27 protein-coding genes and 1 tRNA gene are annotated in these 25,639 nt (G+C 70.8%); 18 read left to right on the forward strand and 10 right to left on the reverse strand.

Translation table 11 applies throughout. The annotated features are described in order from the left end of the window. Positions 1-80 precede the first annotated feature (80 nt). The 4 genes from Q0588_RS06930 to Q0588_RS06945 all read right to left on the reverse strand — a co-directional run bounded on the left by Q0588_RS06930 (position 81) and on the right by Q0588_RS06945 (position 3,777). Positions 81-428: a hypothetical protein gene (locus Q0588_RS06930; RefSeq protein ID WP_298744990.1), complete on the reverse strand. Its 348-nt coding sequence runs from the start codon at positions 426-428 to the stop codon at positions 81-83. 103 nt (positions 429-531) lie between these two features. Next, on the reverse strand, positions 532-1,626 hold the full coding sequence (locus Q0588_RS06935; protein WP_298744992.1) for a flagellar hook-basal body complex protein: 1,095 nt from the start codon (positions 1,624-1,626) through the stop codon (positions 532-534). A 13-nt stretch (positions 1,627-1,639) separates the two neighbouring features. Beyond that, entirely contained in the window at positions 1,640-2,395 is a 756-nt protein-coding gene (locus tag Q0588_RS06940) for a flagellar hook capping FlgD N-terminal domain-containing protein (protein WP_298744994.1), read from the reverse strand. A gap of 2 nt (positions 2,396-2,397) precedes the next feature. Next, a complete protein-coding gene (locus Q0588_RS06945) occupies positions 2,398-3,777 on the reverse strand; it encodes a flagellar hook-length control protein FliK (RefSeq protein WP_298744996.1) in 1,380 nt (459 codons plus the stop codon). A gap of 394 nt (positions 3,778-4,171) precedes the next feature. On the opposite strand from Q0588_RS06945, the gene flgK reads away from it, so the two are divergent. The 14 genes from flgK (at position 4,172) to Q0588_RS07015 (ending at position 16,895) form a co-directional block, all read left to right on the forward strand. Then, positions 4,172-6,286 carry a flagellar hook-associated protein FlgK gene (gene flgK, locus Q0588_RS06950; protein ID WP_298744998.1) on the forward strand — a complete coding sequence of 705 codons (2,115 nt, stop codon included), beginning with the start codon at positions 4,172-4,174 and terminating at the stop codon, positions 6,284-6,286. Beyond that, the gene (locus tag Q0588_RS06955) at positions 6,286-7,212 is read left to right on the forward strand and encodes a flagellin (RefSeq protein ID WP_298745000.1); all 927 of its coding nucleotides are present in this window, start codon (positions 6,286-6,288) and stop codon (positions 7,210-7,212) included. The genes flgK and Q0588_RS06955 overlap by 1 nt, the downstream gene beginning before the upstream one ends. A 197-nt stretch (positions 7,213-7,409) precedes the next feature. Then, positions 7,410-8,525 carry an ABC transporter permease gene (locus tag Q0588_RS06960; protein ID WP_298745002.1) on the forward strand — a complete coding sequence of 372 codons (1,116 nt, stop codon included), beginning with the start codon at positions 7,410-7,412 and terminating at the stop codon, positions 8,523-8,525. After that, entirely contained in the window at positions 8,522-9,313 is a 792-nt protein-coding gene (locus Q0588_RS06965; RefSeq protein WP_298745004.1) for an ATP-binding cassette domain-containing protein, read from the forward strand. The genes Q0588_RS06960 and Q0588_RS06965 overlap by 4 nt, the downstream gene beginning before the upstream one ends. A gap of 13 nt (positions 9,314-9,326) precedes the next feature. After that, positions 9,327-10,265, forward strand: coding sequence for an MlaD family protein (locus Q0588_RS06970; protein ID WP_298745006.1), 939 nt, complete (start codon positions 9,327-9,329; stop codon positions 10,263-10,265). Then, positions 10,262-10,876, forward strand: coding sequence for an ABC-type transport auxiliary lipoprotein family protein (locus Q0588_RS06975; protein ID WP_298745007.1), 615 nt, complete (start codon positions 10,262-10,264; stop codon positions 10,874-10,876). Before Q0588_RS06970 ends, Q0588_RS06975 begins: the two co-directional genes overlap by 4 nt. A gap of 81 nt (positions 10,877-10,957) precedes the next feature. Continuing rightward, positions 10,958-11,194 (forward strand): DUF3297 family protein, encoded by a 237-nt coding sequence (locus Q0588_RS06980; RefSeq protein ID WP_298745008.1) that lies wholly within the window; start codon positions 10,958-10,960, stop codon positions 11,192-11,194. A gap of 102 nt (positions 11,195-11,296) precedes the next feature. Further along, positions 11,297-12,733 carry a M28 family peptidase gene (locus Q0588_RS06985; RefSeq protein WP_298745010.1) on the forward strand — a complete coding sequence of 479 codons (1,437 nt, stop codon included), beginning with the start codon at positions 11,297-11,299 and terminating at the stop codon, positions 12,731-12,733. Positions 12,734-12,746: 13 nt separating this feature from the next. Continuing rightward, positions 12,747-12,831, forward strand: a tRNA-Leu gene (locus Q0588_RS06990). A 94-nt stretch (positions 12,832-12,925) separates the two neighbouring features. Further along, positions 12,926-13,396 (forward strand): host attachment protein, encoded by a 471-nt coding sequence (locus Q0588_RS06995; RefSeq protein ID WP_298745012.1) that lies wholly within the window; start codon positions 12,926-12,928, stop codon positions 13,394-13,396. Then, positions 13,393-13,989, forward strand: coding sequence for a hypothetical protein (locus Q0588_RS07000; RefSeq protein ID WP_298745014.1), 597 nt, complete (start codon positions 13,393-13,395; stop codon positions 13,987-13,989). Before Q0588_RS06995 ends, Q0588_RS07000 begins: the two co-directional genes overlap by 4 nt. Before the next feature lie 111 nt (positions 13,990-14,100). Beyond that, the gene (pyk, locus tag Q0588_RS07005; RefSeq protein WP_298745016.1) at positions 14,101-15,537 is read left to right on the forward strand and encodes a pyruvate kinase; all 1,437 of its coding nucleotides are present in this window, start codon (positions 14,101-14,103) and stop codon (positions 15,535-15,537) included. A 16-nt stretch (positions 15,538-15,553) separates the two neighbouring features. Continuing rightward, positions 15,554-16,594 (forward strand): DNA adenine methylase, encoded by a 1,041-nt coding sequence (locus tag Q0588_RS07010; protein ID WP_298745019.1) that lies wholly within the window; start codon positions 15,554-15,556, stop codon positions 16,592-16,594. 55 nt (positions 16,595-16,649) lie between these two features. Then, entirely contained in the window at positions 16,650-16,895 is a 246-nt protein-coding gene (locus Q0588_RS07015) for a hypothetical protein (RefSeq protein ID WP_298745021.1), read from the forward strand. On the opposite strand, the gene Q0588_RS07020 is transcribed toward Q0588_RS07015, so the two are convergent. Further along, positions 16,825-17,502 carry a ribonuclease HII gene (locus Q0588_RS07020; protein WP_298745040.1) on the reverse strand — a complete coding sequence of 226 codons (678 nt, stop codon included), beginning with the start codon at positions 17,500-17,502 and terminating at the stop codon, positions 16,825-16,827. The genes Q0588_RS07015 and Q0588_RS07020 overlap by 71 nt on opposite strands. Positions 17,503-17,570: 68 nt before the next feature. Then, positions 17,571-18,158: a DNA-3-methyladenine glycosylase I gene (locus Q0588_RS07025; protein ID WP_298745023.1), complete on the reverse strand. Its 588-nt coding sequence runs from the start codon at positions 18,156-18,158 to the stop codon at positions 17,571-17,573. Between the two features lie 173 nt (positions 18,159-18,331). Here Q0588_RS07025 and Q0588_RS07030 point away from each other — a divergent pair, with 173 nt between their 5' ends. Then, a complete protein-coding gene (locus Q0588_RS07030; RefSeq protein ID WP_298745025.1) occupies positions 18,332-19,579 on the forward strand; it encodes a hypothetical protein in 1,248 nt (415 codons plus the stop codon). 150 nt (positions 19,580-19,729) lie between these two features. Here the strand turns inward: Q0588_RS07030 and Q0588_RS07035 are convergent, their stop codons facing one another. The 3 genes from Q0588_RS07035 to Q0588_RS07045 form a co-directional block, all read right to left on the reverse strand. Continuing rightward, positions 19,730-20,083: a hypothetical protein gene (locus Q0588_RS07035; protein WP_298745027.1), complete on the reverse strand. Its 354-nt coding sequence runs from the start codon at positions 20,081-20,083 to the stop codon at positions 19,730-19,732. Between the two features lie 110 nt (positions 20,084-20,193). Then, entirely contained in the window at positions 20,194-20,859 is a 666-nt protein-coding gene (locus Q0588_RS07040; protein WP_298745029.1) for a cyclase family protein, read from the reverse strand. Beyond that, complete coding sequence (locus tag Q0588_RS07045) at positions 20,856-21,644, reverse strand: folate-binding protein (protein WP_298745031.1); 789 nt, start codon at positions 21,642-21,644, stop codon at positions 20,856-20,858. The genes Q0588_RS07040 and Q0588_RS07045 overlap by 4 nt, the downstream gene beginning before the upstream one ends. Before the next feature lie 201 nt (positions 21,645-21,845). Here Q0588_RS07045 and Q0588_RS07050 point away from each other — a divergent pair, with 201 nt between their 5' ends. From Q0588_RS07050 to Q0588_RS07060, 3 genes are read left to right on the forward strand one after another with little or no spacing between them, the layout of a single operon-like run. Next, complete coding sequence (locus tag Q0588_RS07050; RefSeq protein WP_298745033.1) at positions 21,846-22,799, forward strand: glycosyltransferase family 9 protein; 954 nt, start codon at positions 21,846-21,848, stop codon at positions 22,797-22,799. A gap of 9 nt (positions 22,800-22,808) precedes the next feature. Further along, on the forward strand, positions 22,809-24,143 hold the full coding sequence (locus Q0588_RS07055) for a dihydroorotase (RefSeq protein WP_298745034.1): 1,335 nt from the start codon (positions 22,809-22,811) through the stop codon (positions 24,141-24,143). Continuing rightward, the gene (locus tag Q0588_RS07060; protein ID WP_298745036.1) at positions 24,140-24,871 is read left to right on the forward strand and encodes a prephenate dehydrogenase/arogenate dehydrogenase family protein; all 732 of its coding nucleotides are present in this window, start codon (positions 24,140-24,142) and stop codon (positions 24,869-24,871) included. Before Q0588_RS07055 ends, Q0588_RS07060 begins: the two co-directional genes overlap by 4 nt. 15 nt (positions 24,872-24,886) lie before the next feature. Here the strand turns inward: Q0588_RS07060 and Q0588_RS07065 are convergent, their stop codons facing one another. Next, positions 24,887-25,564: an SdpI family protein gene (locus Q0588_RS07065; RefSeq protein ID WP_298745038.1), complete on the reverse strand. Its 678-nt coding sequence runs from the start codon at positions 25,562-25,564 to the stop codon at positions 24,887-24,889. Positions 25,565-25,639 lie beyond the last annotated feature (75 nt).

The following is a 25,639-nucleotide window of genomic DNA, read 5'->3' on the forward strand; positions in this document are numbered from 1 at the left end:
TCATCCCGTCCGCGGCGCCGAGAGGCGACTGATGACTGATGACTGACGGCTGAGGACTCGGTGACTTGGAGTTCCGCTCGTCAGAACTCGGCTACCACTTTCCCGTCGGGCCATACCAGCTTCGCGGTGCCGCCCGGGACCAGGAGTCCGTGGCCGCGGGTGTGGGTCGAGACCTGGTCGCCCTCGTAGCGCCAGAGCGGCATCCCGCGCATCGTCACCTGCCGGCGGCCGTCCTTGCGCGCCACGGTGCCGAGGATGTTCGGGTCGATCGCGCCGCCGACTTCCACGCGCGGGCGGCCGATCACCGGCTGGAACTGGTCCGCGCAGGCGCCCGTGCAGTCGATCGTGCCGCCGCCCGTCGCGGCGATGAGCGCGTACACCGCGCCGACCTGCAGCCCGATGATGAGGTTCTGGAGAATCGTCTGCATGAGGCGGCGGAAGCGGGCGAGGGCGAGGCCAGGTTGGGCGGCAGCGGGCCTGCCGCCCAAGGTCAGAAAGAAGACATCAGTCGCCGTCTCGGCGGGCCGGCGATTACGGTTCCACCGTTTCGACGTACTTGTAAGCCTTTCCTTTGACCTGCAGTACGACGGCCGGCTTTTTGGCGTTCCGGTTCTCATCCAGTGTGATGGAGCCGGTGACGCCCGGATAGTCCGCCGTCTTGGCGATGGCGTCTCGCAGCGCCGGTCCATCCGTGCTGCCGGCGGTGGTGATGGCCAGGGCCAGGATCTTTGCGGAATCGTAGCCCAGGGCGGCCATGGCGTCGGCGTCGAGGCGGCCGTCCTGGGTGAAGGCGACGAGACCGGTCTTGATCTGGCCGTTCGACAGGCCGGCGCCGGTGACCACGTCGGAGGCCGGAATGGCCCGGATTTCGGCATACCACTGGTTCGGCACGGTGCTCTTCAGAAAGGAGATGGCCACGGTGCGCTGGCCCCCCTTGGAGTCCGAAACCGGGATGGTGAGTTCGAAATCGGGTTTCACGCCGGCCCCGGATTCGGCGTCCCACATGGCCATGGAGTTGGTCGCGGGGTCATAGGCGTTGGGGCCGGGGGGAGTGGCGGCGGCGTCGGTGGCCTCGGCCGAGACCAGCTGGCTGGACTTGACGTTGGCGTTCAGCTGAATCCGGGTGGTGGCCTCGGCCGTGCCGCCGACCGAGCCCACATTGACGGTCCGAAGGCGGTTCAGGTCGGACGGGTCGGTGGCGATATTGCCCTCAGCATCGACGGGCCAGCCCTGCAGATACAGGCCGGCGGTGTTCTTCAGATAGCCGAGGTTGTCGACGCTGAAGGCGCCCGCGCGGGTGAACAGACGGCTGTCGGTGACCTGGAGGTTCTCGGGGCGTTCGGTGACGACGAAGAAGCCCTGACCGGCGATGCCGAGGTCGGTGTTCGAGGTCGTGCGCTGCAGCTGGCCGTTCTGGCTGGTGAAATGACGGGCGGTGGCCAGCACCCCGCCGGCGGAATAGCCCGCACCCTGCGACTGGCTGTTGATCACGGTCTGGAATTCGCCCGCGGTGCGCTTGTAGCCCACGGTGTTCACATTCGCGATGTTCTGCGAGATGGCGGCGAGGGCGGCCGAGTTGGCGGTCAGGCCGGACACGCCGGCCAGTAGGGCGCTGTTGATGCTCATGGCGCGGGGCTCCTTATGAGAACAGTTTCAGGGGGTTGATCGATGAAATGAGCGAGGCCGGCCGGCTGCCGTCCCCCTGGCCTGCGAGCGGTGCGGTCGCCGCGCCGCGGGCCTCCTCGAGGGCGATCACGCTGGACAGCGGCACGATCGAATTGCCCACGGTCAGGTAGGTCTCGCCGTCGTACATCTCGACGCCGGTGACGCGGCCGCGGGTCAGCACCTGGGCGTCGACGGAACCGCCGGCGGGGTCCTCGGCGGCCACCCTCAGGGAATAGACCTGGCCCTCCTGGCCGTCATTGCCGCTGGTGGCCCGGCCGTCCCAGGCGAAGTCGTGAACCCCGGCCGTCCTGTCCGGCGGGGTGCCCGACCAGACCACGTTTCCGGAAGCGTCCAGCACCTCCAGCCTCACCGAGGCGGCGTTGGCGGCGAGCTCATAGCTCCATCGGGCCTCGCCGGCCGTGAATCTGGCCGCCGACCATCCCGCCGTGGCGTCCTTTCCGATGTAGTTGGCGGCGCCCGCCAGCCCGCCGCCGCCCTGGGCCGCGACAAGGCTCTTGAGCAGGTCGTTGGTCAGCAGTTGCTGCTCGACCCCGGCCATCTGGGTCAGCTGCGCCGTGAACTGGTTGGAATCGACCGGCGACAGGGGGTCCTGGTTCTTCAGCTGCGACGTCAGCAGGGCCAGGAAGGTCTCGAAATTCGAGGCCAGCATGGTCGTGCCGGCGCTGATCCGGCTGTTCGCATTGGTGGCGGCGGTGACGGCGTCGATCATCGTCAGACCTTCATGTCCACGCCCGTGGGCGAAAGGGAGAGCGACAGCCACTGCGGGGCCTGGGCCATGTCGACTTCGCCCTTGAGCCGGGCGGCCGCGGCGAAGGCGCGGTTGTGTCCGTGCCGGGCGTCCCGGCCGCGATCGAAGGCGCTGGAGCCGCTGTCCCGCTCGGTGAATTCGAAGGCGTCGTCGGCCAGATGGAATCCCTGGGCCTCCAGCTGACGGCGCAATTCGTCGGCCCGTCCGCGCAGGTCGGTGGCCGCCGCCGGATTGTCGAACGCCAGCCGGGCCGCCAGCCGGCCCTCGGCGTCGATATCCAGCTTGACGTCGACCCGGCCCAGTTCGTCCGGCCGCAGGGCGATCTCGAAACGGGTCGAGCGGCCCTCCAGGCGGCGCACGATCTGGGCGGCGATCTGGGCCGTGGCGTCGATGGCGGCCGGGGACAGGGCCGACAGGCTGTGGTCGCGGAGGGCGGTCGGGGCTTCGGCGCGCGGCGGCGCCGGTGCGCCGCCGCCCTGGAGGTCATGGGCGGCGGCTGCGACAGCCGCCCCGTCCGGGGCGGCGCCTGCGGGGGCGACGATCTGCGCCGCCGGCCTGACCGGCTGGTCCGGCGGCGAGGCCGGGACGGTCGGGGCGGAGCCCGCGGCCTTCACGTCAGGAACGGAAGCCGCAGGAGCCGCGGGCGCGGACCGGTCGAGCGGCTCCGAAGTGCGCGCCGGCAGCGGACGCGGCGGCGGGGCGACCGGCGGCGGCGCGGGACTCTGCGCCGCCGGGGTGTCCGGCCGGACCGGCGCGGCCGACGGACTGGACGCCGCCGTCTCCACGGTGTCGCGGTCGACCGGGGCCGGCGGCGCGACAGGGTCCGGAGCGGCGGCCGGAAGCGGCGGCCGGGAGGGCTCGCCTTGGGCGACCGCCGCCGGCGTCCGGATCGCCGGGGTCGCAAGGACCGGTGCGGCCGGCCCCGCCAGCGGGTCCGGATCCGCGGCCGCGGCGGCCTCCGGGGCCGCCGGGGGCTCCGAAGCCGGGGCGCTGGACACACCGGCCGCGGCCGGCGGTTCGGGAGTCTGGCCGGCGACGGCGAACGCAGGATCCCGCGGGTCCGGTTCGGCCTCCGCTTCGCGCGGCAGGACCAGTGGTTCGGGCCCGCCCGCGCTCGCCGGCGCCGGCGGCGTCGCCTCGGCCCTCGCCGGCGGACCGGCCGTGTCCGTCGGCGTCTCTTCGTCCGCAGACGCGGCCCGGTCCGGCGTCGCGGCCGCGCCCTCGGCCGACAGCACGACGGACAGCAGCCCGGCGAAACCGGAAACCTCTTCGCCTCCCTCCACGCCGCGCGGGGCAGGGGGAAGGACGGAGGCGATCAGGGCGAGGACGGCTTGAGCGGACATGGTCCCGAAAAGGGCTTCGCCGGAGCGATGTGACTGGAGCGCCTGCTGCGCCGAACATTCGGACGCCGCGGCGCAAGTCGTGGGCCAGTTCGTTTGCGCGCCTCAGATGACGGAAAACACACGGAATTCTAGCGAGATGCCGGTGGAGGAGAACGTGGCGCCCCGGTCGTTTATTGCCGCGTGGAGACGATTCTTGCCCGGCGCCCGACCTTGCCTGGGGCAGCGGCGGCAGCTTGGCCCGCGGCTTGCGCCCCTGCGGGGTCATGACCCAGGGGCGATTCTCGAATCCACGAATTTACAGTGACTTGTCCAGAACGCGCCGCCGCGCCGCCGGGCAAAAAGCGCACATCGGCTGGCAGGCCTTGCCGGGCGCCCGGGCTTTGGAGGGCGTCGCATGTCGCTGAACGCGATCATGAACACCGCGACCAGCGGCCTCGCCACGGCCCAGACCCAGTTGCGGGTGGTCTCCGACAACGTCTCCAACGTCAACACGCCCGGTTATGTGCGCAAGATCGCCGACCAGGTGTCCCTGACCAGCCAGGGCAGGGGGGCGGGCGTCGATGTGGCCCGCATCCGGCTGGCCACCGACCGCTTTCTCCAGGCCGCCGGCCTGAACGCCGGCGCCGAAGCCGCGCGTCAGGGCGTGCGCCATGAGCTGTATGACCGGGTCCAGTCGCTGTTCGGCGATCCGGGCGGGAACGCCGGCTTCTTTTCGCAGGTCGACGCCGTCTTCTCGGCGTTCGCGGCCAGCGCCGAGGACCCGGCCTCCTCGCCGCGGCGCCAGGACGCCCTGTTCCGGACCCAGGCCCTGTTCGACGAAGCCGGCCGCATCGGCGGACAAATCCAGGCGGTTCGCGAAGACGCCGACGGCCGCATCCAGAGCGCCGTCGAAAAGGCCAATAATCTTCTGGAGCGGATCGAGGGGCTGAACCTCGAGATCGCCCGCGCCACCGTGGTCAATGGCGACGCCTCGGGCGCCGAGACCGCTCAGTCGGCGCTGATCGGCCAGCTGGCGGAGTTGATGGACATCCGCGTCACGGCGCGCGCGGTCGGCGGCGTCTCCATTCGCACCGGCGCCGGAACCCTGCTGGCGGGGGAAGGCGCGGCGACGCTCAGCTATACCCGCGCCGGCACCGTCACGGGCGAGACGGCGTTCAATGAGATCTGGGTGACAGAGCCGGGCGGCCAGAAGCGGTCGCTGCTGGACAATATCGTCTCGGGAGAGATCCGGGGACTCGTCGAGCTGCGCGACATCGAGGCGCCGGCGACCGCGGAACGGCTGGCCGAACTGGTCGCCCATGTGGCCGACGAATTGAACCGCGCCCACAACGCCAACAGCTCGGTCCCCGCGCCGGTCAGCCTGACCGGACGCAACGTCGGACAAGGCCTCGAAAGCGCGATCGCGGGCTTCTCGGGCCAGGCCACCGTCGCCGTCACCAGCGCGGCCGGCGTCATCCAGGCGCGCGCCGACATCGTCTTCAGCGGCGCCGCGATGACGGTGAACGGCTCGGCCGCGACGCCGGCGACCTTCCTGACCGTGCTGAACGCCCAGCTGGGCGGCGCCGCCACCGCCAGCTTCGTCGACGGCAGGCTGACCATTGCGGCGACCGGAACCAATGGCGTCGCCGTCGCCGACGATCCCGCCGACCCTTCGACCAAGGCCGGGCGCGGGTTCTCTCACTACTTCGGGCTCAATGACCTGGTCTCGACCGACCGCCCCGCCTTCTACGAGACCGGACTGACGGCCGCGTCAGCCCACGGCTTCACGGCCGGGGAGAGCCTGAGTTTCCGGTTTACCGGCGAGACCGGTTCGAAGCTGCGCGACATCCAGGTGACCGTTCCCCCCGGAGGGACGGTCGGCGACCTCGTCGCCGCGCTGAACGATCCGGCGACCGGGGTGGGCCGGTTCGGGTCCTTCGCGCTGGCGGCGGACGGATCGCTGTCGTTCACCGGCTACGGCAACCCCGCCCCGGCGATGACCGTGCTCGAGGACACCACCATCCAGATTCCCTCGGGGGTTTCGGTCACCGAACTGTTCGGCGTCGGCGGCGGGGTCCGGGCGTCGCGGGCCGACGGTTTCTCGCTCCGCGCCGACATCCGGCAGAGCCCGTCGAAGCTGGCGCTGGCCCAGCTGAACCTGTCGGCCGCGGTCGGCGCATCCGCGCTGAGCACCGGCGACGGGCGCGGGGCGCTGCGGCTGGCCGACGCCGGCGAGCGGGCGGCCAATTTCGCGCCGGCGGGCGGATCGGCGGGGGGATCGATCTCGGTTTCCCGCTACGCCTCTGAATTGTCCGGCGAGATCGGCGGCCGGGCGGCGGCGGCCAGGAACCGAAGCGATACGGCCAAGGCGCTCGCGACCGAGGCCTCGGCCCGGCAGACGGCCTATGAGGGCGTCAATCTGGATGAGGAACTGGTGCTGATGACCACCTATCAGCAGGCCTTCAACGCCTCCGCGCGCCTGATCCAGGCGGCCCGGGACATGTATGACACGCTGCTGGGGATGATCTGATGACCCGCGTCGCCACCTTTGGAAACTATCAGTCGGCCCTGCTCGATCTGATGAAGGCCCAGACCCGCGCGGCCGACGCCCAGGAGCGCGTGTCGACGCAGAAGATCGCCACGGACCTGACCGGTTTCGGTCGACAGTCCGAGACCCTGACCGCCCTGAAGGGGGCGCAGAGCCGGATCCAGGGTTTCATCGAGACCTCCAGGGCGGTGAGCGCCCGGTTGGTGACGCAGGATCTCGCCATGATGCAGATCAGCGACGGCATCGCCGGCCTGCGCGACGCCGTCGGCAACGTCCTCGCCACAGACTCTGCCGGACCCTTGATGCTCGAGCTGGAGGGACATTTCCAGACCATCCGCGGCGGCCTGACCATGAAGCACCACGGCGCCTATCTGTTCGCCGGCGCGTCCACCGGCACGACTCCGGTGACCATCGACGCCCTCGACCAGCTCGAGGCCGCCCCGAATGTCCCTTCGGTCTTCGTCAACGATACGCTGAGGACCGCCAGCCGCGTGGCAGAGGGGACCACGCTGGAGACCGGCTTCCTGGCCAGTGAGCTCGGCGGCGAGGTGTTCGAGATCCTTCGGGACCTCAAAATCTATCACAGCGGCCCGAACGGTCCTCTGACGGGCAAGGTGACGGAGGCGCAGAAGACCTTCCTCATCGCCCAGCTGGCGCGTCTGGAACAGGCCGCCGCCGGAGTCATCGACAAGACCGCCCAGACCGGTTCCATCGCCAACCAGGTCGAGACCGTGGCCCGCGGTCAGGAGGCGCAGATGGCGTCCCTCGAGGAACTGGTGGGGGACCGGACCGACGCCGACATGGCGGTGGCGATCACCGACCTGCAGCTGTCCCAGGTGGCCATCCAGGCTTCGGCGCAGGTCATCTCGCAACTGCGCCAGGTGTCGCTGCTCAACTATCTGAGCTGACGCGCCGCCCTCGGATCAGGCGGCGAGGGCCGCCGGGCGAACCTGTTCGCCGCGATCTCAAGACGGCCAGGGGGCTGCTCCAGCGCGGTAATTCCGGGCGTGTCTGAACGAATACGGCCGGCCGGCGTTGTTCCGCCCTGCCCAGCTTTGCCGTGGTGCACCGTAGGCAAAACGAACGGCGCAATCTAGGTAGGGATATGGCCGAAGCGGACTTCCAGATTGACGAGGACGGGGGCCGTGTGACCCTGCGTCTGGCCGGCGACTGGACCGCGACCAATCTCGGGCGGATTTCGCGCCGGCTGGACGGCTCTCTCGAGGGACGCTGCGTCGACGCCGTCGATCTGGCCCAACTGGGGCGGTTCGACACGGCCGGGGCCCTGGCCATCGTCCAGGCGAGCAACTGCGTCCTGCCGCAAGCCGCATGGACGCAGCGGCCGGAAGCGGGGCGCACCTACGCCCTGGTCGAGCGGCTCGAGCGCGAGAGCGCGGAGCCGCCGCCGCGGTCGCCCGGCTGGGTGCTCGGTTTCGCCAAGGTCGGCCGCGGCGTGCATGACATCGCCGCCGAGGCGATGCTCTCGATGGCTTTCCTGGGGCGGCTGATGACGGCGACCGGCTCCACGTTCAGACACTGGGACAAGGTCCGCTGGGCGGCCTGGTTCAGCCAGGCCGAGCGGGCCGGACTCGACGCGATACCGATCGTGGCGGTGACCAGCTTCTTCATCGGGGCGGTGATCGCCTTCATCGGGGCGGACCTGCTGCGGACGGTCGGCTTCGACGTCTTCGCGGTCGAATTGATCTCCATCTCGGTGCTGCGCGAGTTCGCCGCGGTGATCGCCGCCGTGCTTCTGGCCGGTCGATCCTCGTCGTCCTTCGCGGCCGAGATCGGATCGATGCGGATGAACCAGGAGATCGACGCCATGCAGGTGATGGGCGTCAATCCGTTCCAGGCCCTGGTGATTCCCCGCCTCGCCGCCCTGGTCGTCATGCTGCCGTTGCTGACCTTCATCGCCATGCTCACCGGCATCTTCGGCGGCCTGCTGGTGACCTGGGGCGAGCTCGGCCTCGGGCCGGCCTTCTTCATCCAGCGCATGGCCGCGACCCCGGACATGGGCAACCATCTGTTCGTCGGCCTGTCCAAGGCCCCGGTGTTCGCCCTGGTCATCGCCGCGATCGGCTGCCGCCAGGGCATGGCCGTCGCGGGCGACGTCGAAAGCCTAGGGCGCCGGGTGACCGCGGCGGTGGTCCAGGCCATCTTCGCCATCATCTTTCTCGACGCGGTCTTCGCCCTCCTGTTCATGGAGCTGAACATTTGAGCGGCCGGACCGACGAGACTGCGACGCCCGAACGCCTGGTCGAGGTGCGGGACCTGGTGAGCCGGTTCGGCGAACAGGTGATCCACGACCATCTGGATCTGGACGTCGAGCGCGGCGAGGTGCTGGGCGTCGTGGGCGGATCCGGTTCGGGCAAGACGGTTCTCCTCAATTCGATCATCGGCCTCAAGGAGCCTGAGGGCGGCTCGGTGCGCATCTTCGGCCGCGAGCGCAGCGTGCTGACCAAGGCCCAGGAAGCCGACATCGAACGCCGCACCGGCATCCTGTTTCAGCAGGGGGCGCTGTTCTCCGCGCTCAGCGTCATCGACAACGTCGCCTCGCCCCTGATCGAGCACACGCGCCTGCCGAAGGACGTCATCCGCGAACTGGCGGAGATGAAGATCGCCATGGTCGGGCTCAGGCCCGAGGCGCATCACCAGAAGCCCGCCGAGCTGTCCGGCGGCATGCGCAAGCGGGTGGGGCTGGCGCGGGCGCTGGCGCTGGACCCGGAGCTGCTGTTCCTCGACGAGCCAACGGCGGGGCTGGACCCGATCGCCGCGGCGGCCTTCGACGACCTGATCCGGCAGCTGTCGAACGATCTCGGCCTGACCGTGTTCATGATCACCCACGACCTCGACAGCCTCTACGCCATCACCGACAAGGTGGCGGTCGTGGCGGACAAGCGGATCGTGGCCAAGGCTCCGGTCCAGGAACTGGAGCAGTCGGACCATCCGTGGATCCGGGAATACTTCCTCGGCCCGCGCGGTCGCGCCGGCAAGAAAGCCGCCTGAGGAGAGCGGAGAGATGGAAAGAGACGCCCACTACGCCGCCGTCGGCATCGCCACCATCGCCCTTCTGGCGGCGCTGGCGGTGTTCTCGATCTGGCTGGCCCGGCTCCAGTTCAACAGCGACTACGACGTCTACGACATCGTCTTCTACGGACCGGTGCGCGGCCTGTCGGAGGGCGGCGAGGTGCATTTCAACGGCATCCGCGTCGGCGAGGTCACCGATCTGAACCTCGATCCGAACAAGGGGGACCAGGTCATCGCCCGCATCCGCATCGACGGCACCACGCCGGTGCGGGTCACCTCGCGGGCCCAGCTGGAGCCCCAGGGCATCACCGGCCTCAACTATATCCAGATCACCGCCGGCAATCCGGACAGCGCCATCCTCAAGGATCAGTATCCCGACAATGTCGTGCCGGTGATCCAGAGCCAGCCGTCGCCGATCGCGGAACTGCTGTCGGGATCCGGCACGGTGCTGGCCCAGACGGTGGACGCCCTGAACCGGATCAACCGGGTGCTGTCCGACGACAACATCCGGTCCTTCTCGACCAGCCTGAAGAACGTCGAATCGCTGAGCACCGAGCTGGAGGCCCGCAAGGGCATGTTGCAGCAGCTGGAGCAGACGCTGACCCGGGCCAACGCCGCGGTCGCCGAATACGAGGCGCTGGCGGTCAGCACGCGTCAGGTCGTCGAGGGCGACGGCAAGCAGGCGGTGGCCAACATCAACGCCGCGGCCGAGGAGGCCCGCACCGCCGTGGCCGCGATCAACCGCATCGCCACCGGGGCCGAGGGGCCGGTCAACGAGTTCGTCACCACCGGCCTGCCGCAGATGCAGCAGGCTATCCAGAGTCTGGACGAGGCGACCCGCTCGCTGGAGGGGCTGGTCGACGAGGTGCGGTCCAGTCCGCGCGACTTCATCGGCCGGGGGCCGAGCAGGGAAATGGAGGTCCAGCCGTGATCCGCTCTTCGATCAAGCCCGCCGCCGCCGCCGCGGCCGCCCTCGCCGTCGCCGGCTGCGCCCTGCTGTCCACGCCCGACCCGGTCCAGACCTACCGCTTCGGCGGGCCGGCGGCGGCCGGCGCGGCGGCCGAGGGCCAGCCGGGGCTGCGTCAGGTCAACCTGCGGCGGGTCCATTTCCCGGAGGCGGTGGAGGGCGACAGGATTCTCGGGGTCACCGGCGCCGAGACGGCCTACATCAAGGGCGCGCGGTGGGTGTCGCCGGCCGGCGACCTGTACATGGAAAGCCTCGAGAACGCCTTCGCGGCCCAGGCGACGCGGGTGCGGCTGATCGGCCCGCGCGAACTGGTTCAGGGCGAGCGGTCGCTGAACATCGACGTGCGCGCCTTCGAGGCCCGCTATGTCGGGCCGGACGCCGTTCCGACGGTGGTGGTGACGGCGCGGGCCCGGTTGCTGACCCTGCCCGAGCGGACGGTGGCGGCGGAGCGGACCTTCACCGTGCAGCAGCCGGCCGCGGCCAACCGGGTTTCGGCCATCGTCGAGGCCTTCGACATCGCCGCGCGCGACCTGAACACCCAGATCGTCGACTGGACCGACGCCAACGCCGGCTAGGTCGTGTGCGGCGGCGGCGCCCTTGGAGCCGGGGCCGTCCTCGGCTAAAGGCCGCGGCTGAACCTCGCCGAGCGTCTGACCATGACCGACCTTCCCGACCGCCTGTCCGTCGACCCCGACAGCCCGTTCCATGACGCCGACCTGCTGGCGCAGGGCGTCGGCGTCCGCTTCAAGGGCGAGGACAAGACCAATGTCGAGGAATACTGCGTCTCCGAGGGCTGGGTGCGGCTGGCGGTGGGCAACCGCGTCGACCGCCGCGGCAAGGCCCTGACCGTCAAGCTGCAGGGGCCCGTGGAGCCCTATATCAAGGGCGAATAGGCCCGACCGCCCGGACGGCGGGCAAAACTCCGGGCCGGCTCGCTTCTCCCGCCGCCCGTCGCGGTCTAGGGTCCGGTCTCGTTTCCGACTCTGGAGCCGCCGATGCGCCTGTCCGCCCGCCTTCTCGCCGCCAGCGCGCTCAGCGCGACTCTGGCGCTCAGCCTCGCCGCCGCGCCCGCGCTGGCGCAGGACGCCCGCACCATCCGCGAGGCGGAGCAGCTGCGCGACCGGGCCCTGCGCGACAATGTCGCCTACGAACTGGTGTCCGAGCTGACCACCCGGTTCGGGCCGCGGCTGGCGGGCTCGGCCTCGGAGCAGGGCGCGGCCCGCTGGGGCGCGGACAAATTCCGCGAGATGGGCTTCGACAACGTCTCGATCGAGGAGTTCCCGCTGGCCCTGTGGACCCGGGGAGAGGCGCGGGTGGAGATCCTGGCGCCCTTCCCGCAGCCGCTCGAGGCGGTCGCCCTGGGCGGGTCGATCGCCACGCCGCCCGAAGGCCTCGAGGGCGAGGCGGCGATCTTCGAGACCTATCAGCAGCTGCTGGACCAGCCCGAGGGGGCGCTGGCCGGCAAGATCGCGGTGGTGCTGCAGGACACGGTCCAGGCCCAGGACGGCCGCGGCTACGGGGCCACCTCGCCGGTGCGGGGCAATGGCCCGACCGAGGCGGCGAAGCGCGGCGCGATCGGCTATGTGCTGCGCTCGCTCGGCACCCACGACCACCGTTTCGCCCACACCGGCGCGACCCGGGTGGGCGAGGGGACCGTGCCCGCCTTCGCCATGAGCCCGCCCGACGCCGGCCAGCTGCGCCGGATCATGGCGATGACCGACGCGCCGGTGCGGATGCGGCTGTTCTCGAGCGCCGGCTTCACCGCCGACAGCCACAGCCAGAACGTCATCGGCGAGGTCCGGGGCTCCGGAGCCGCGGACGAGGTCATCGTCATCGGCGGCCATCTCGACAGCTGGGACCTCGGCGCCGGAGCCATCGACGACGGCGCGGGGGTGGCCATCACCGCCGCCGCCCTGAAGCTGATCGAGGACATGCCGCGCCAGCCGCGCCGCACCCTCCGCCTGGTCTGGTGGGGATCGGAGGAGGTCAGCCAGCCGCCGCCCGCCCAGGGCCTGACCGGGGCGCGCTTCTACGCTTCCAGCCGCGCCGGCGAGATGGCCGGCCATGTGGCGATCAGCGAGAGCGACTTCGGGGCCGGGCGGGTCTACAGCCTGAGCCTTCCCGCGGGCGCCGCCGACACCGACTTCCGCCGCGCGGCCCAGGCGGTGCTGACCCCGCTCGGCGTGCTGTTCGACGGCTCGGCCGCGACCGGCGGCGGGCCGGACACCGGCCCGACCGTGGCCCTCGGCGTGCCGGCCTTCCGCCTCAGCCAGGACGGCACCGACTATTTCGACACCCATCACACCGCCGACGACGTGCTGGACCGGATCGATCCGGAGGCTATGGACCAGAATGTCGCCGCCTGGGCCGCCTTCCTGTGGCTGCTGGCCAATTCGGACGTAGACTTCCGGGCGTTAACGCCGGCGCAGTAGGCTGCAGGCCGCCGCGAGCGTGGCGAAACTGGTAGACGCAAGGGACTTAAAATCCCTCGACTTCGGTCATGCGGGTTCGACCCCCGCCGCTCGCACCACGGCCGCTTGCGCCAGATCAAGGGCGGCGGGGCGGGGGCACCATAGGCTGGGTCGAACGGGCCGCCGCGCCCGTCGCCATCCACCGAGGATTCCATGCCCCGAAAACGCAGAGCCCTGTTCGTCCTGGCCGACGGCGGCCGCGCCCGCTTCGTCGAGCGCGATCCCGAGACCCGCGCCTTCCGCACCGTGCACGAGATCGAGGGCGGCGCGGCCTTGGCCGAGGTGCGCGAGGAACGGCGGCGCAATCCGGCCGTGCGCTCGGTGCAGTCGGCGACCGGGACCAGCCATACCACCGGCGTCGAGGATCCCTACCGCCAGGCCAAGGCGGCCTTCGCGGCCGGGGTGGCCGACGCCGCCGTGCGGGCGCTCGGGAGCCGCGGCGGGCACGCCCTGATCCTGGTCGCCCCCAGTCGAATTCTCGGCGTGCTGAAGGCCGCCATCGGCGCCGCGGCGCCGGTCGCCGATATGCTGGACCGGGACCTGACCAAGGCGCCGGACATCGAGCTGGAACGCTGGCTGGCGCCGCTGGAGCGCGCCCTGAACCCCGTGGCGCCGCGGCCGTGACGGTCCGCCTTGAGGCGCTGGCGCACCAAATCGTCCGCCTCCAGGATGAACTGGACAGGGAGATAGAGAAGCGGCGCCCGACGCCGGGCTGGCGGCTCAGGGCGGGGGTGGCCGAATTCGAGGCCGGCGTGGCGACCGAGCACCGTCGTCTGCGGCAGGGCGTCGGGCGCTTCCTCGGCCGGTCCTCCTTCGCCACCGTGGCGACGGCGCCGCTGATCTATTCGCTGATCATCCCGCTTCTGCTGATCGACGCCTGGGCCAGCCTGTATCAGTCGGTGTGTTTTCGCGCCTACCGCATCCCGCGGGCGCCGAGGTCGCAGTATGTCGTGCTCGATCGCCGCCGGCTGGCGTATCTGAACGGCATCGAGGCCCTGAACTGCGTGTTCTGCGAATACGCCAACGGCGTGGTCGCCTATGTCCGCGAGATCGCCAGCCGGACCGAGCAATACTGGTGCCCGATCAAACATGCGCTTCGGGTCAGCGACCCGCACGGGCGCTATGCCGGCTTCCTCGAATACGGCGACGCGGAGGGCTACCGGGCGCGGCTGGAGGCGTTCCGGGCGGCCCTGCGGGAGCCGGCTTCGGGGGGCTGACCCCGGCCCGGGGCGGCGTAACTTCATGTTTCGCGGGGCGGAGCGGCCTTACCCCTGCGGCGTTTCGTTGGCACAAGTGGCGCACGCTCCCTCAAAGGCCACGGATATCGCATGAAAAGAGCCCGGCGCGCCCGCATCGTCGCGACCCTGGGACCGGCCAGCCGGGCGCCCGGCATGGTCAAGGCCCTGGCCCAGGCCGGGGTCGATGTCTTCCGCCTGAATTTCAGCCACGGCTCGCACGACGACCACGCCGCGGCGCTGAAGGCGGTGCGCGGCGCGGAACTCGCTCTGAAACGGCCGCTGGGGGTGCTGGCCGACCTGCAGGGGCCGAAGCTGCGGCTGGGCCGGTTCGCGGACGTCGAGATCGATGTGAAGCCGGGCCACAGGATGCGCTTCGACCTCGACCCGGCGCCGGGCGACGCCACGCGCGTGCAGATGCCGCATCCGGAGATCTTCCGGGCGCTGCGCACCGGCATGCTGCTGCTGCTCGACGACGGCCGGGTGCGGCTGCGGGTCAACGAGCGTGATGACACGTGGGCCGATGTGACGGTCGAGAGCGGCTCCAAACTGTCGGACCGCAAGGGCGTGGCCGTGCCGGAGGCGGTGGTGCCGGTCTCGGCCCTGACGCCCAAGGACCGCGAGGACCTGGCCTTCGCCCTGCGCATCGGCGTCGACTGGGTGGCGCTGAGCTTCGTCCAGAAGGCCGAGGACATGGCCGAGCTGAAGCAGATCGTGAAGGGCCGCGCCGCCTGCCTGGCCAAGATCGAGAAGCCCCAGGCCCTGAACGATCTGGACAGCATCCTCGACTACTGCGACGGGGTCATGGTGGCGCGCGGCGACCTCGGCGTCGAACTCGACCCGGAGGAGGTGCCGGTGGCCCAGAAGCGGATCATCCGGGCCGCCCGCCAGCGCGGCGTGCCGGTGATCGTGGCCACCCAGATGCTGGAGTCGATGACCTCGGCCCCCGCCCCGACCCGGGCCGAGGCCTCGGACGTGGCCAACGCCGTCTATGAGGGCGCCGACGCCCTGATGCTGTCGGCCGAGACGGCCTCGGGCGACTATCCGCTGGAGTCGGTCGGCATCATGAGCCGGATCATCGAGCGGGTGGAGCGCGACCCGATGTGGCCCGGCCTGATGGACGCCGAACACGCCGGCATGGACGAGCACGACGTCGACGCCCTGGTGGCCGCGGCCCGCAAGGCGGCCGAGGCGCAGTCGACGGCCTGCATCGTGGTCTTCACCACCCTGGGCGGGACGGCGCGGCGGATGTCGCGCGAGCGGCCGCTGCAGACGGTGCTGGCGCTGACGCCCCGGCCCGAGACGGCGCGGCGGCTGGCTCTGGTCTGGGGGCTGGAGCCGCGGCTGAGCCGGGAGCCGGCGTCGCTGGAGGAGGTCACCGACGACGCGGTCGAGAAGGCCGTGGAGTTCGGCCTCGCCGAGCCGGGTCAGCGCCTGCTGATCCTGGCCGGCACGCCGTTCGGCGCCCCGGGGGCTGCGAATCTGCTGCGACTGGCGCATGTTCCGATAAAGGGGCGTGGCCGCGGCTGACCCCGAGAGGGTCGGCATGATCAAATACATAGGCTCGAAACGGGCGCTGCTGGCGGAGATCGTCCGGGCCATCTCGGGCGTCCTGCCGGAGGGTGGGACGGTGTGCGACCTGTTCTCGGGCTCGGCGCGGGTCGGCCATGCCCTGAAGAGGCAGGGCTTCCGGGTCTGGTCGAACGACCACAACGCCTACGCCCATGTGCTGGCCACGGCCTATGTGCAGGCCGACCGCGAGCGGTGGCAGGAGAAGGCCGAGGCGGTGCTGGCGGAGCTGCGGACCGTGACGCCCGACGCCGGCTGGTTCACCAGGACCTTCTGCGAGGACGCCCGCTATTTCACGCCTCAGAACGGCGCCGTCATCGACGCCATGCGCGACCGGATCGCGGCCATGGGGCTGGAGCCCGAGCTTGAGGCCGTCGCGCTCGTGAGCCTGATGGAGGCCGCTGACCGGGTCGATTCCACGGCGGGGCTGCAGATGGCCTATATGAAGTCATGGGCGGCGCGGGCGTTGAAGCCGCTGGAGCTGCGGATGCCCGACATCCTGCCCGGCGTGGCAAGTGGGCCGTGCAAGGCGACGCGGGCCGATGCGGTCGAACTGGCCCCGCAGGTCGAGGCCGATCTGGTCTATCTGGACCCGCCCTACAACCAGCATTCCTATCTCGGCAACTACCACTGCTGGGAGAGTCTGGTGCTGTGGGACCGGCCCGAGACCTACGGGATCGCCAACAAGCGGATCGACGTCCGCACCCGCAAGAGCGCCTTCAACAGCCGCCCCGGCATCGCCCCGGCGCTGCAGGCGGTGATCGAGGGGGTGAAGGCGCCGAACCTGATCGTCTCGTTCAACGACGAGGGCTATCTAGGCCGCGATCAGCTGGTGGCGATGCTGTCGGGTCGCGGCGAGGTCCAGGTCATCGAGATCGCCCGCCCGCGCTACGTCGGGGCCCGCATCGGCATCCACAATCTGAAGGGCGAGAAGGTCGGGGCGGTCGGCCGGTTGCGCAACGTCGAATACCTGTTCGTGGTCAGCGAACGGCCGGTCAGCCTGGCGGACGCGGCGTAGGTCGGTGGAACGGTCGTTTGACATTTGTCGTTAAGCGGGCATGGAACTGTCGCCCATGACCTCCGCCCGTCGTCTCGAAGGCGTCCGCGCCTATGGCCGCGCCGCCGACGCGTTTGAAACCGTCGCCTGGCGTCCGCCGACCGCCGCACGGTTCGACGCGCGGGCGGCCAATGATGCGGCGGCGCCTGAACCGACCCTGAAGGAACTGGTCGCGGACCTGCCCGGCTGGGTCACCGTGGTCGGCGGCGGCGTGATCGCGGCCCTGATGGGCGCGCTCGTCGGCGGGGCGCTGGCAATATAGAACCCTCTCCCAAGCGGAGAGGGTCCCCATCCAGCAGCGCCCGGATCGGGGCCCAGCCGCGGCGGTGCGCGGGGCAGGGGCCGAGCGCCTTCAGGGCGGCGGAATGCACCGGCGCATTGTAGCCCTTGTGGCCGGCGAAGCCGTAGCCCGGGTATTTCACGTCCAGATCGACCATCAGCCGGTCCCGCGCCGTCTTGGCCAGGATCGAGGCCGCGGCGATCGACAACGAGAGACCGTCTCCGCCGACGACCGTCTGCACGGCGCAAGGCAGTTTGAAGCGATAGTTCCCGTCCACCAGCGCCGCGGCGGGCTCGATCGCCATCGCCTCGATCGCCCGGCACATGGCCAGACCCGTGGCGTGCAGGATGTTGTGGGCCTCGATCTCCTCGACCGAGGCGAAACCGACGCCCCAGGCGACGGCGCGGGCCTTGATCTCGATCTCGATCGCCTCGCGCCGGGCGTGGGTCAGGGCCTTGGAGTCATTAATTCCCTCGGGCAGGTCGTGAGGGTTCAGGATCACCGCGCCGGCCGACACCGGTCCGGCCCACGGCCCGCGCCCGGCCTCGTCGACGCCGCAGACCGGGCCGCCCGCGCTTTCGATCAGCAGGATTTCCAGCGTCAGGGTCGGGAAGGCGCGCGAAGGCTTTGTCCTGGCCGGGGGGTTCGACGGGGTCTTCACGACGCGGTCCTCGCACGAACCTGCGAATGACGGAAGCATTCGACGCCGTGGTCGTTGACCATGCCCACAGCCTGCATGAAGGCATAGACGATCACGGGGCCGCAGAAGGTGAAGCCGCGCTTCTTCAGCGCCTTGGCCATGGCCTCGGATTCCGGCGTGGCGACGGGCCGGGCCCCGCTGTCGGGCCAGCTGTTCTGGATCGGCGCCCCGCCGACGAAGGACCAGAGCCATTCGCTGAAGTCCTCGCCGCCATCCCGCATCTCCAGCCAGAGCCGCGCCCCCTTGACGGCGCTGTCGATCTTGGCGCGCGAGCGGATGATGCGGGCGTCGCCCAGCAGCCGACCGACGTCCGCCTCGCCATAGGCCGCGACCTTCTCCGGGTCGAAGCCGTCGAAGGCCTCGCGCATCCCCTCGCGCTTGCGCAGGATGGTGATCCACGCCAGCCCGGCCTGGAAGCCGTCCAGCACCAGCTTCTCCCACAGGGCGCGCGGGTCGCGCTCGGGCACGCCCCACTCCTCGTCGTGATAGGCGACATAGAGCGGATCGGTCCCGCACCAGGCGCAGCGGCGGAGTGAGTCGAGCATGGGGGGCAGAATACCTCACCGGGGCGGGAGGCGGCGGCCGCTTCCACCTTTTCGCCGCGCGCCTGGGGGCGGAATGGAGGAACGGGCTCAAATGTCAGATTAACCAGTCTGGTTTGCACCGCGTTCACCCGACTCTGCGATCAGGCGCGATGCGGAAGGGTCGAGCGGTTTCAGTGCGTCGCCAGCCGGGCGCTGTGGCGGCGATCGCGCGTGAGGTGCGACGCCTCGGCGGCTGCACGCGCGGAAATATCGCGATGATTGCCGCCCTGAGCCTGTTCGGCCTGTCCTCCATCATCGGAGCGGCGGTCACCCTCACGCAGATGACTGCCGTCTCGTTGGAGCTTCAGGACCGTGTCGATGCTCTCGCCCTGAGCTCTGCGCTGGCCGTTCGTGACGGGGCGACCGACGACGAACTGGCGGCGAAGGCGGATGCCGCGTTCGCCGAGCTGAGCAGCGGGGTCGCAGGCTCCGGCGGCGCGACCGCAAGCGTCGTTTCGCCTTCGACGGCGGAGGTTTCGGCGACCATGTCCCGCGAGGTTGAGGTCGTCCTGGGCGGCTTGTTCGGGATGGAGTCGGTCCGCGTCGAGCGATCCGCCCGGGCGGTCGCACTGGGCGGCGATCCGGTCTGTCTGCACATCCTGTCGTCGGATCAGCCGGCGGCCTTTTCTCGTCTCGGCGCCTCGACCCTCGAGGCCAACAATTGCGTCGCCCAGGTGAACTCCGTATCGGACCAGGCGCTTGATTCGCGCGGCGCCGCCGGTGGCGTGAACGCCCTGCGCACTCTGGTGAGCGGCACGGGCGAGCGGGCTACGGGCTTCAATCCGGAGCCGGAGTTCGGCGCGCCGGCGGTCGCCGACCCTTACGCCTCGAAGATGGACTGGCCCTCGCCGGCCCCCTGTGATTCCTCCGGGTACAGCGTCAAGCGCTCGCGCCTGACGATCCAGCCCGGCGTGATATGCGGCGATCTCGACCTCCAGACCGGGGCGGAGGTCGTGCTGGCGCCCGGAGTGCACGTGATTACCGGCAACCTCGCCATGGGCGCGGGCGCGAGTCTGATCGCCGAAGACGTGACGCTGGTGTTCGTCGGCGAGACCTCCCGTATCGACATCACCTCGCAGTCCCAAGCCCGGTTCGTGGCCCCGACGGAGGGGCCTTGGGAAGGCGTCGCCGTGGCGGTGAAGCCTCAGCCGGACGAGCAGGTCTCAACCATCCAGGGCGGAGGCGGCTTCGACCTGACCGGAGTGCTCTACATGCCGAGCCAGCAACTGTACCTGACCGGCGGAGGCGAACTGGGCGAACCGACCGAAGATCTGCGGATGATCGTGGTCAACCGGCTTGACCTGAGGGGCAACGGCCGGGTCTGGCTCAACAGCGTGGGCAGTCCGATCAGAACCGCCAGCGGCGTCCGCCTGACCGAGTAGTCGACGGCCCGCACGTCCCGGACGCCTTGACCTTCGGCGGCGCGGCTGTGAGCGGAAGCCGTCGTCGGGCAGGCCGCAGGGTAGGGGATCGGGCGCGAAAAAGGGCCGTGCCTGGAAAGGCGCGGCCCTGATCGCCATCGGTCCGGCCGATCAGCCGGCGGTGTAGCGGTACTCCGTGATCTCGCAGACGTTGATGCGGTTGCGCACCAGTTCGTCGCCGTCGGCGAAGCGGGCCTTGAAGTCATACAGGCAGGCGCCGGTGCCGTCGTCGATGTTGATCCGGACCGAGGCCCCGGCCTGCAGCACGTCCTCGCCGAGGATGTCTTCCTGCCAATCGTCCTGGCCCGAGTTCGAGGCGTAGAAATGAGTCATGGTGACGCCGGTGGCGTTGATGATGCGGACGCGGCGGTCCTGACCGTCGTTGGACTGGAATCCCATCGTCCCGAAGGCGACAGCCGAGATGGCCGCCGCGAGTACGGCGCGGCGTGCGAAAGTCTTGAACATTTTACGGATCCTTGGAGGGATGCGCCCCCTGCGCAGCTTCCACCTAACACCAGTGGGTGAACCGCGTCGAGAAGCTGGCCATTCCACGGCGCCGAAACCCGGGGCGGAACTCAATCCACCTCCGCGAACGCCCGCACCGGGAACGTTCCGAACGCCTTCACCCTGGGCGGGGCGGCGGTGAAGCGGAAGCCGTCGTCCGGCAGCAGCTCCAGCCCGCGCATATGCTCGCAGATCGGGATGCCCGCTCCGAGCAGAAGCGTGTGCGCCGGACGCGACCGGGTCCGGGTGTCGTCGATGTTGTGGGAGTCGACGCCGACCAGGGCGGCGCCGGCCTCGACCAGCAAGGCCGCGGCGGCCTCGGTCAGGAAGGGGTGGTTCTCGAAATAGGCGTCGGTGCGCCAGTGGCGGGCCCAGCCGGTGTGGACCAGCACCGCCTTGCCGCCCAGGTCCCGGCCCTCGAAGCGGTCGGCGTCGATGGCCTGCGCGTCCCCGGCGCGGACCACGATCCCCGGCAGGGCGGCGACGCGGTCGAGGCCGACGTCGCTCAGGTCCTCGCCGTCGGCGTAGCGGTGGAAGGGGGTGTCCAGATAGGTGCCGGTATTGCCGACCATCTCGATGCGGCCGATCTGGAATTCGGTTCCGGCGTCATAGTTCGCGCGCGAGGCCTCGCGGCTCAGGTGGTCGCAGATCAGCGGCGCCGGCAGGCCCTTGTAGGTGATCATGCCGGCCTCGATGGCGTGGCTGAGGTCGATGAGGCGACGGCGTGAGTCGGTCATGACGGCATCCATTCAGGCCGGCGCACTTCGACCGGTCGCCCGTCGACCGTCAACATCCCGTCGATCCGGTCCAGCCGGAGCAGGGCCATGGCCGCGCCGTCCATGCCGCCGAGCACCTCGCCGGCGCGCAATTCGCCGTTCAGGACCTCGGCGCCGAACGGCGGCGGCGGACCGTCGAAGGCGATCGGCAGCATCCGGTTCCTGACCGCGCCGCGGCGCTTCATCCGCGAGGTGGTCTCCTGGCCGACGAAACAGCCCTTGTGGAAGTCGATGCCGTTGAGCAGGTCGAAATCGGCCTCGATCGGATAGGTCTTGTCCGAAGGAGCGTCGACGGCCGGGTCGGGGACGCCGGCGGCGAGGCGGTGGGCCTGCCAGTCGGCCTCGGTCGCGCTGGTGTCGACCGCCCCGCCATAGCGCCGCCCGCCGAGGCCCGGTGCGCGGGGGTCTGGGGTGAAGCCGTCGGCGACTTCGGGCCACGAGGCGAAGACCGGCCGTTCGTCGGCCTCGACCGTGACCTGGGCGCGCAGCCTGTACATCGACAGCCGCTGCAACAGGCCGTCGCGGCGGTCGGCGGCGACGTCCAGCAGCACGCCGTCGGCCTCGCCCAGCAGGAACAGGTCGAACAGCAGCCGCCCCGGCGGCGACAGCATCGCCCCGAACCGCAACTGCCCCGGGGCCAGGGTCTCGACGTCCTGGGTCAGCAGGCTGTGCAGGAAGGGCCGGGCCTCGGGGCCGGAGACCCGGACCGGGGCGCGGCTGTCGAGGCGGGCGATGCGGGTGGTCATACGCGGTAGATAGGGGGAGTCTCCTCCCCACGCCAAAGGCGAGGGGAGGGGGACCGCGAAGCGGTGGAGGGGCTGGAGGCCGCTTGACCAATCACCGTCCCATCGCGGCTCGGAAAGCGCCCCTCCACCGCTTCGCGGTCCCCCTCCCCATTGCTGCGCAACGGGGAGGAGACGAGGCGAGAATCCATATAGGGTCCAGCCATGACGGCCCGTTTTCCCATCCTCTATATCGCCGAGGCCGGTGCGCAGGACGCGGTGCTGTCGAGCGGGGTGCTGGCCTATCTGGTCGGGGCCATGCCGCAGGCGCGCTTCACCGTGGTCGGATCGCCGGCCAGCGCGCCGCTGTTCGCCGACACGCCGCGGCTGGACCGGCTGATCGTGCTGGAGAAGGAGAGCCGGCTCGACTGGTTCGGCCTGTGGACCCAGGTTCGGGCGACGCACTGGGGGCTGGTCGTCGACATGCGCGGCTCGGCCCTGTCCGGCAGGCTGAAGCGGCAGAAGCGGGCCGTGCGCGGCGAGCGCGAGCCGGGCGTCCATGCCGTCGAGCTGGCGGCGCGGGTGCTGCAGCTGGACGAGGTTCCGGCGCCGCGGCTGTTTGTGTCGGAGGCGACGCAGGCGGCGGCGGACGCCCTGATCCCGGCGGGCGAGGGGCCGCTGCTCGCGGTCGGGCCGGGGGCGGAATGGATGGGGCGGCGCTGGCCGGCCGAGCGGTTCGCCAAGGTGGCCTCGAGCCTCGTCGGCGGGGGCGGCCCGCTTGAGGGCGGCCGGGTGATGGTCGTCGGCGCCGGGACCGACCGCGACGCGGCGCATGTCATCCGGCTGGCCCTGCCGCGTCATCGGACCATCGAACTCCAGGGGCGGTTGAGCCCGTTGCAGGTGGTCGCGGCGGTGAGCCGCAGCGCGCTGTACCTGGGCGGAGACTCGCTGTGGACGGATCTCGCCGTGGCTTCGGGCGTGCCGGTGGTCGCCGCCTATGGTCCCTCGGACGAGGTCGAGCGGGGCCCCTGGGGCGGGATCGCGGTGCGCGGGCCGCGCTCGGTCGAGGAATACCGCAAGATCGATCCGCGGCTGGACCAGGCCATCCTGCACATGAACGACCTGCCGGCTGACCGGGTGCTGAAGGCGGCTCGCAAGCTGCTGGCCGAGCGGGTATAGGGCCGGGCCATGACCCAGACATACGACCTGATCGTCCGCGGCGGCGAGGTGGCCAATCACGCGGGGCGCGGCCGCGCCGACGTCGGGGTGATCGACGGGCGGATCGCCTTCGTCGGCGACCTGTCCCAGGCCGGCGCGGGCGAGACGGTGGACGCGGCAGGGCTGACCGTGCTGCCGGGCGTCATCGACACCCAGGTCCATTTCCGCGAGCCGGGGCTGGAGTGGAAGGAAGACCTCGAGACCGGGTCGCGCGCCGCGGCCCTGGGCGGCGTCACGGCCGTGTTCGAAATGCCCAACACCGAGCCCTCGACGACCGACGCCGACACCCTGGCCGACAAGCTGGCCCGGGCGCGCGACCGGATGTGGACCGACCACGCCTTCTACATCGGCGGCACGCACGAGAACGCCAGATACCTGGCCGAGCTGGAGCGGCTGCCCGGCTGCTGCGGGGTCAAGGTGTTCATGGGCGCCTCGACCGGCACCCTGCTGGTCGCCGACGACGACGGGGTGCGCGAGGTGCTGCGCCATGTGAAGCGCCGCGCCACCTTCCACTCCGAGGATGAATACCGGCTGGTCGAGCGTCGCCCCCTGGCCCGCCCCGGCGACTGGACCAGCCACCCCGAGGTGCGCGATCCCGAGAGCGCCATCATGAGCACCCGGCGGCTGGTGCGGCTGGCGCGGGAGACCGGCGCGCGGATCCATGTGCTGCACGTGACCACGGCCGAGGAGGTCGAGTTCCTGGCCGACCACAAGGATGTGGCGACGATGGAGCTGACCCCGCAGCACCTGACCCTGGACGGCGACGAGGCCTATGAACGGCTCAAGGGCCTGGCGCAGATGAATCCGCCGATCCGCAACGCCCCGCACATCGCCGGCCTGTGGCGCGGCATCGAGCAGGGCGTGGCGGACGTGCTGGGCTCGGACCATGCGCCGCATACGCTGGAGGAAAAGGCCCGGCCCTATCCGGCCTCGCCCTCGGGCATGCCGGGGGTGCAGACGCTGGTGCCGGTGATGCTGACCCATGTGGCTGAGGGGCGGCTGAGCCTCGACCGCTTCATCGACCTGACCAGCCACGGGGCCAACCGGGTGTTCGGCATCGCCGGCAAGGGGCGGATGGCCGAGGGCTACGACGCCGACCTGACGCTGGTCGACCTGAAGGCCAAACGGGTCATCCGGCACGAAGACATGGCCACGCGGTCGGGCTGGACCCCGTTCGACGGCTTCGAGGCGACCGGCTGGCCGATGGCGACGGTCGTGCGCGGCCGGGTGGTCATGAAGGACGGCGAACTGCTCGGCCAGGCCCATGGGCGACCGGTGCGGTTTCAGGAGTGCCTCGGAGCGTGAAGACGGAGCGCCTCGGTCTGATCGGCTTCGGCGCCTTCGGGCGGCTGACGGCCCGGCATCTGGGACGGCGTTTCGAGATTCTCGCCCATGATCCGGCGGCCACCGATGACCTGGACGGCCTCGTGCGGCTGACGGACCTGGCCCAGGCCGCCGCCTGCCCGACCGTGATCCTCGCCGTGCCGGTCGAGGCGCTGGAAGAGACCGTGGCGGCCGTCGCGCCCCATGTGGCGGCCGGGGCGCTGGTGCTGGATGTCGGCTCGGTGAAGGTCAAGCCGGCGCGGATCATGGCCGACGGCCTGCCGCCGTCGGTGCGGCTCGTCGGCACCCACCCCCTGTTCGGCCCCCAGAGCGGCAAGGACGGGATCGCCGGCCTGAACATCGCCGTCTGCGCGGTTCGCGGCGATCGCGAGGCGCGCCGCGTCGCCGCCTTCTGCCGGGCCGTTCTCGGGCTGAGGGTGTTCCTGGTCTCGCCCGAGGACCACGACCGCGAGGCGGCCCTGGTCCAGGGCCTGACCCATCTGATCGCCCGCGTCCTGATGGCCATGGAGCCGCTGCCGCAGCGAATGACCACCGTCAGCTTCGAACGGCTGATGGAGGCGGTGGCGCTGGTCCGCGACGATTCCCCGGCGGTGTTCCGGGCCATAGAGCGCGACAATCCCTACGTCGCCGCCGTGCGGAAGCGGTTCTTCGATCTCGCCGGACAGGCCCGCGCCGACCTGGGCGACTAGCCGCCGGGGCGCGGCTCAGAAGGGCTGCCGGTCCGGGTCGGTGCGCCAGACGCGCCAGCTTTCGACGACGGACCAGACGGCGGCGAGGCCGATCGCGGTCAGGATGACGTAGAGGTTGAGGGGCCGCGGCGCGAAGGGGGCGGTGAGCAGGCCGGCGAGGCCGATGACGAAGAACAGGCGGCCGGCGAGGCGGTTGGAGCGGTCCCAGGCGAGGCGGCTCTTGTAGGCCCAGGGGGTGCGGACGCCGACGAAGGGGTTGGGGCCGACGCGGCCCAGAAAGGCGCCGGTGAGCAGGAAGAGCAGACTCATCAGGGCGACCGGGAGGGCGCCGCCGATGTCGGTGGTCCCGGACAGGCTGGCCGAGGCGGCGAGCAGGCTCATCAGCGGGAGGCTGAGGATCACCACCAGCTGGCCGTAGCGCAGGGCGCGGGCCCGGGCGGGGTCGACCGTGCGCCGCGCCGCCGCGCCCATGCCGCCGCCGAGCGCCAGGGTCAGGGCGGCCATGCCGATCAGGATGCCGCCGACGAGTTCGCGCGTGCCCCAGTCGTCGGCCTGGCCGGAGGCGTTCCAGTGCACGGGCAGCAGCTCGGTCGGGCCGGCGAAGACGGTCCAGACGCCGAGGCCGCCGACGACGAGGCCGAGGCCGAGCGTGGCGGCGTCGAGGGCGGAGCGGGATTTGCCGGGGGCGTTCATCTGTCTTCTCCAGGAGCTTTCCGGCCCGCGCCGGTCATCCGCAGCAGGAAGGCGAGGGCCTCCTCGACGGCCGAA

Origin of the sequence: uncultured Brevundimonas sp., from assembly GCF_937870815.1 — a bacterium.
In the GTDB taxonomy this organism is placed as follows: domain Bacteria; phylum Pseudomonadota; class Alphaproteobacteria; order Caulobacterales; family Caulobacteraceae; genus Brevundimonas.

Excerpts from the sequence above, each read along its gene's own strand:
- Q0588_RS06930 (WP_298744990.1), bottom strand. The coding sequence starts at position 428 with ATGCAGACGATTCTCCAGAACCTCATCATCGGGCTGCAGGTCGGCGCG.
- Q0588_RS06935 (WP_298744992.1), bottom strand. The coding sequence starts at position 1,626 with ATGAGCATCAACAGCGCCCTACTGGCCGGCGTGTCCGGCCTGACCGCC.
- Q0588_RS06940 (WP_298744994.1), bottom strand. The coding sequence starts at position 2,395 with ATGATCGACGCCGTCACCGCCGCCACCAATGCGAACAGCCGGATCAGC.
- Q0588_RS06945 (WP_298744996.1), bottom strand. The coding sequence starts at position 3,777 with ATGTCCGCTCAAGCCGTCCTCGCCCTGATCGCCTCCGTCCTTCCCCCT.
- flgK (WP_298744998.1), top strand. The coding sequence starts at position 4,172 with ATGTCGCTGAACGCGATCATGAACACCGCGACCAGCGGCCTCGCCACG.
- Q0588_RS06955 (WP_298745000.1), top strand. The coding sequence starts at position 6,286 with ATGACCCGCGTCGCCACCTTTGGAAACTATCAGTCGGCCCTGCTCGAT.
- Q0588_RS06960 (WP_298745002.1), top strand. The coding sequence starts at position 7,410 with ATGGCCGAAGCGGACTTCCAGATTGACGAGGACGGGGGCCGTGTGACC.
- Q0588_RS06970 (WP_298745006.1), top strand. The coding sequence starts at position 9,327 with ATGGAAAGAGACGCCCACTACGCCGCCGTCGGCATCGCCACCATCGCC.
- Q0588_RS06980 (WP_298745008.1), top strand. The coding sequence starts at position 10,958 with ATGACCGACCTTCCCGACCGCCTGTCCGTCGACCCCGACAGCCCGTTC.
- Q0588_RS06985 (WP_298745010.1), top strand. The coding sequence starts at position 11,297 with ATGCGCCTGTCCGCCCGCCTTCTCGCCGCCAGCGCGCTCAGCGCGACT.
- Q0588_RS06995 (WP_298745012.1), top strand. The coding sequence starts at position 12,926 with ATGCCCCGAAAACGCAGAGCCCTGTTCGTCCTGGCCGACGGCGGCCGC.
- pyk (WP_298745016.1), top strand. The coding sequence starts at position 14,101 with ATGAAAAGAGCCCGGCGCGCCCGCATCGTCGCGACCCTGGGACCGGCC.
- Q0588_RS07010 (WP_298745019.1), top strand. The coding sequence starts at position 15,554 with ATGATCAAATACATAGGCTCGAAACGGGCGCTGCTGGCGGAGATCGTC.
- Q0588_RS07015 (WP_298745021.1), top strand. The coding sequence starts at position 16,650 with ATGACCTCCGCCCGTCGTCTCGAAGGCGTCCGCGCCTATGGCCGCGCC.
- Q0588_RS07025 (WP_298745023.1), bottom strand. The coding sequence starts at position 18,158 with ATGCTCGACTCACTCCGCCGCTGCGCCTGGTGCGGGACCGATCCGCTC.
- Q0588_RS07035 (WP_298745027.1), bottom strand. The coding sequence starts at position 20,083 with ATGTTCAAGACTTTCGCACGCCGCGCCGTACTCGCGGCGGCCATCTCG.
- Q0588_RS07040 (WP_298745029.1), bottom strand. The coding sequence starts at position 20,859 with ATGACCGACTCACGCCGTCGCCTCATCGACCTCAGCCACGCCATCGAG.
- Q0588_RS07045 (WP_298745031.1), bottom strand. The coding sequence starts at position 21,644 with ATGACCACCCGCATCGCCCGCCTCGACAGCCGCGCCCCGGTCCGGGTC.
- Q0588_RS07050 (WP_298745033.1), top strand. The coding sequence starts at position 21,846 with ATGACGGCCCGTTTTCCCATCCTCTATATCGCCGAGGCCGGTGCGCAG.
- Q0588_RS07055 (WP_298745034.1), top strand. The coding sequence starts at position 22,809 with ATGACCCAGACATACGACCTGATCGTCCGCGGCGGCGAGGTGGCCAAT.
- Q0588_RS07065 (WP_298745038.1), bottom strand. The coding sequence starts at position 25,564 with ATGAACGCCCCCGGCAAATCCCGCTCCGCCCTCGACGCCGCCACGCTC.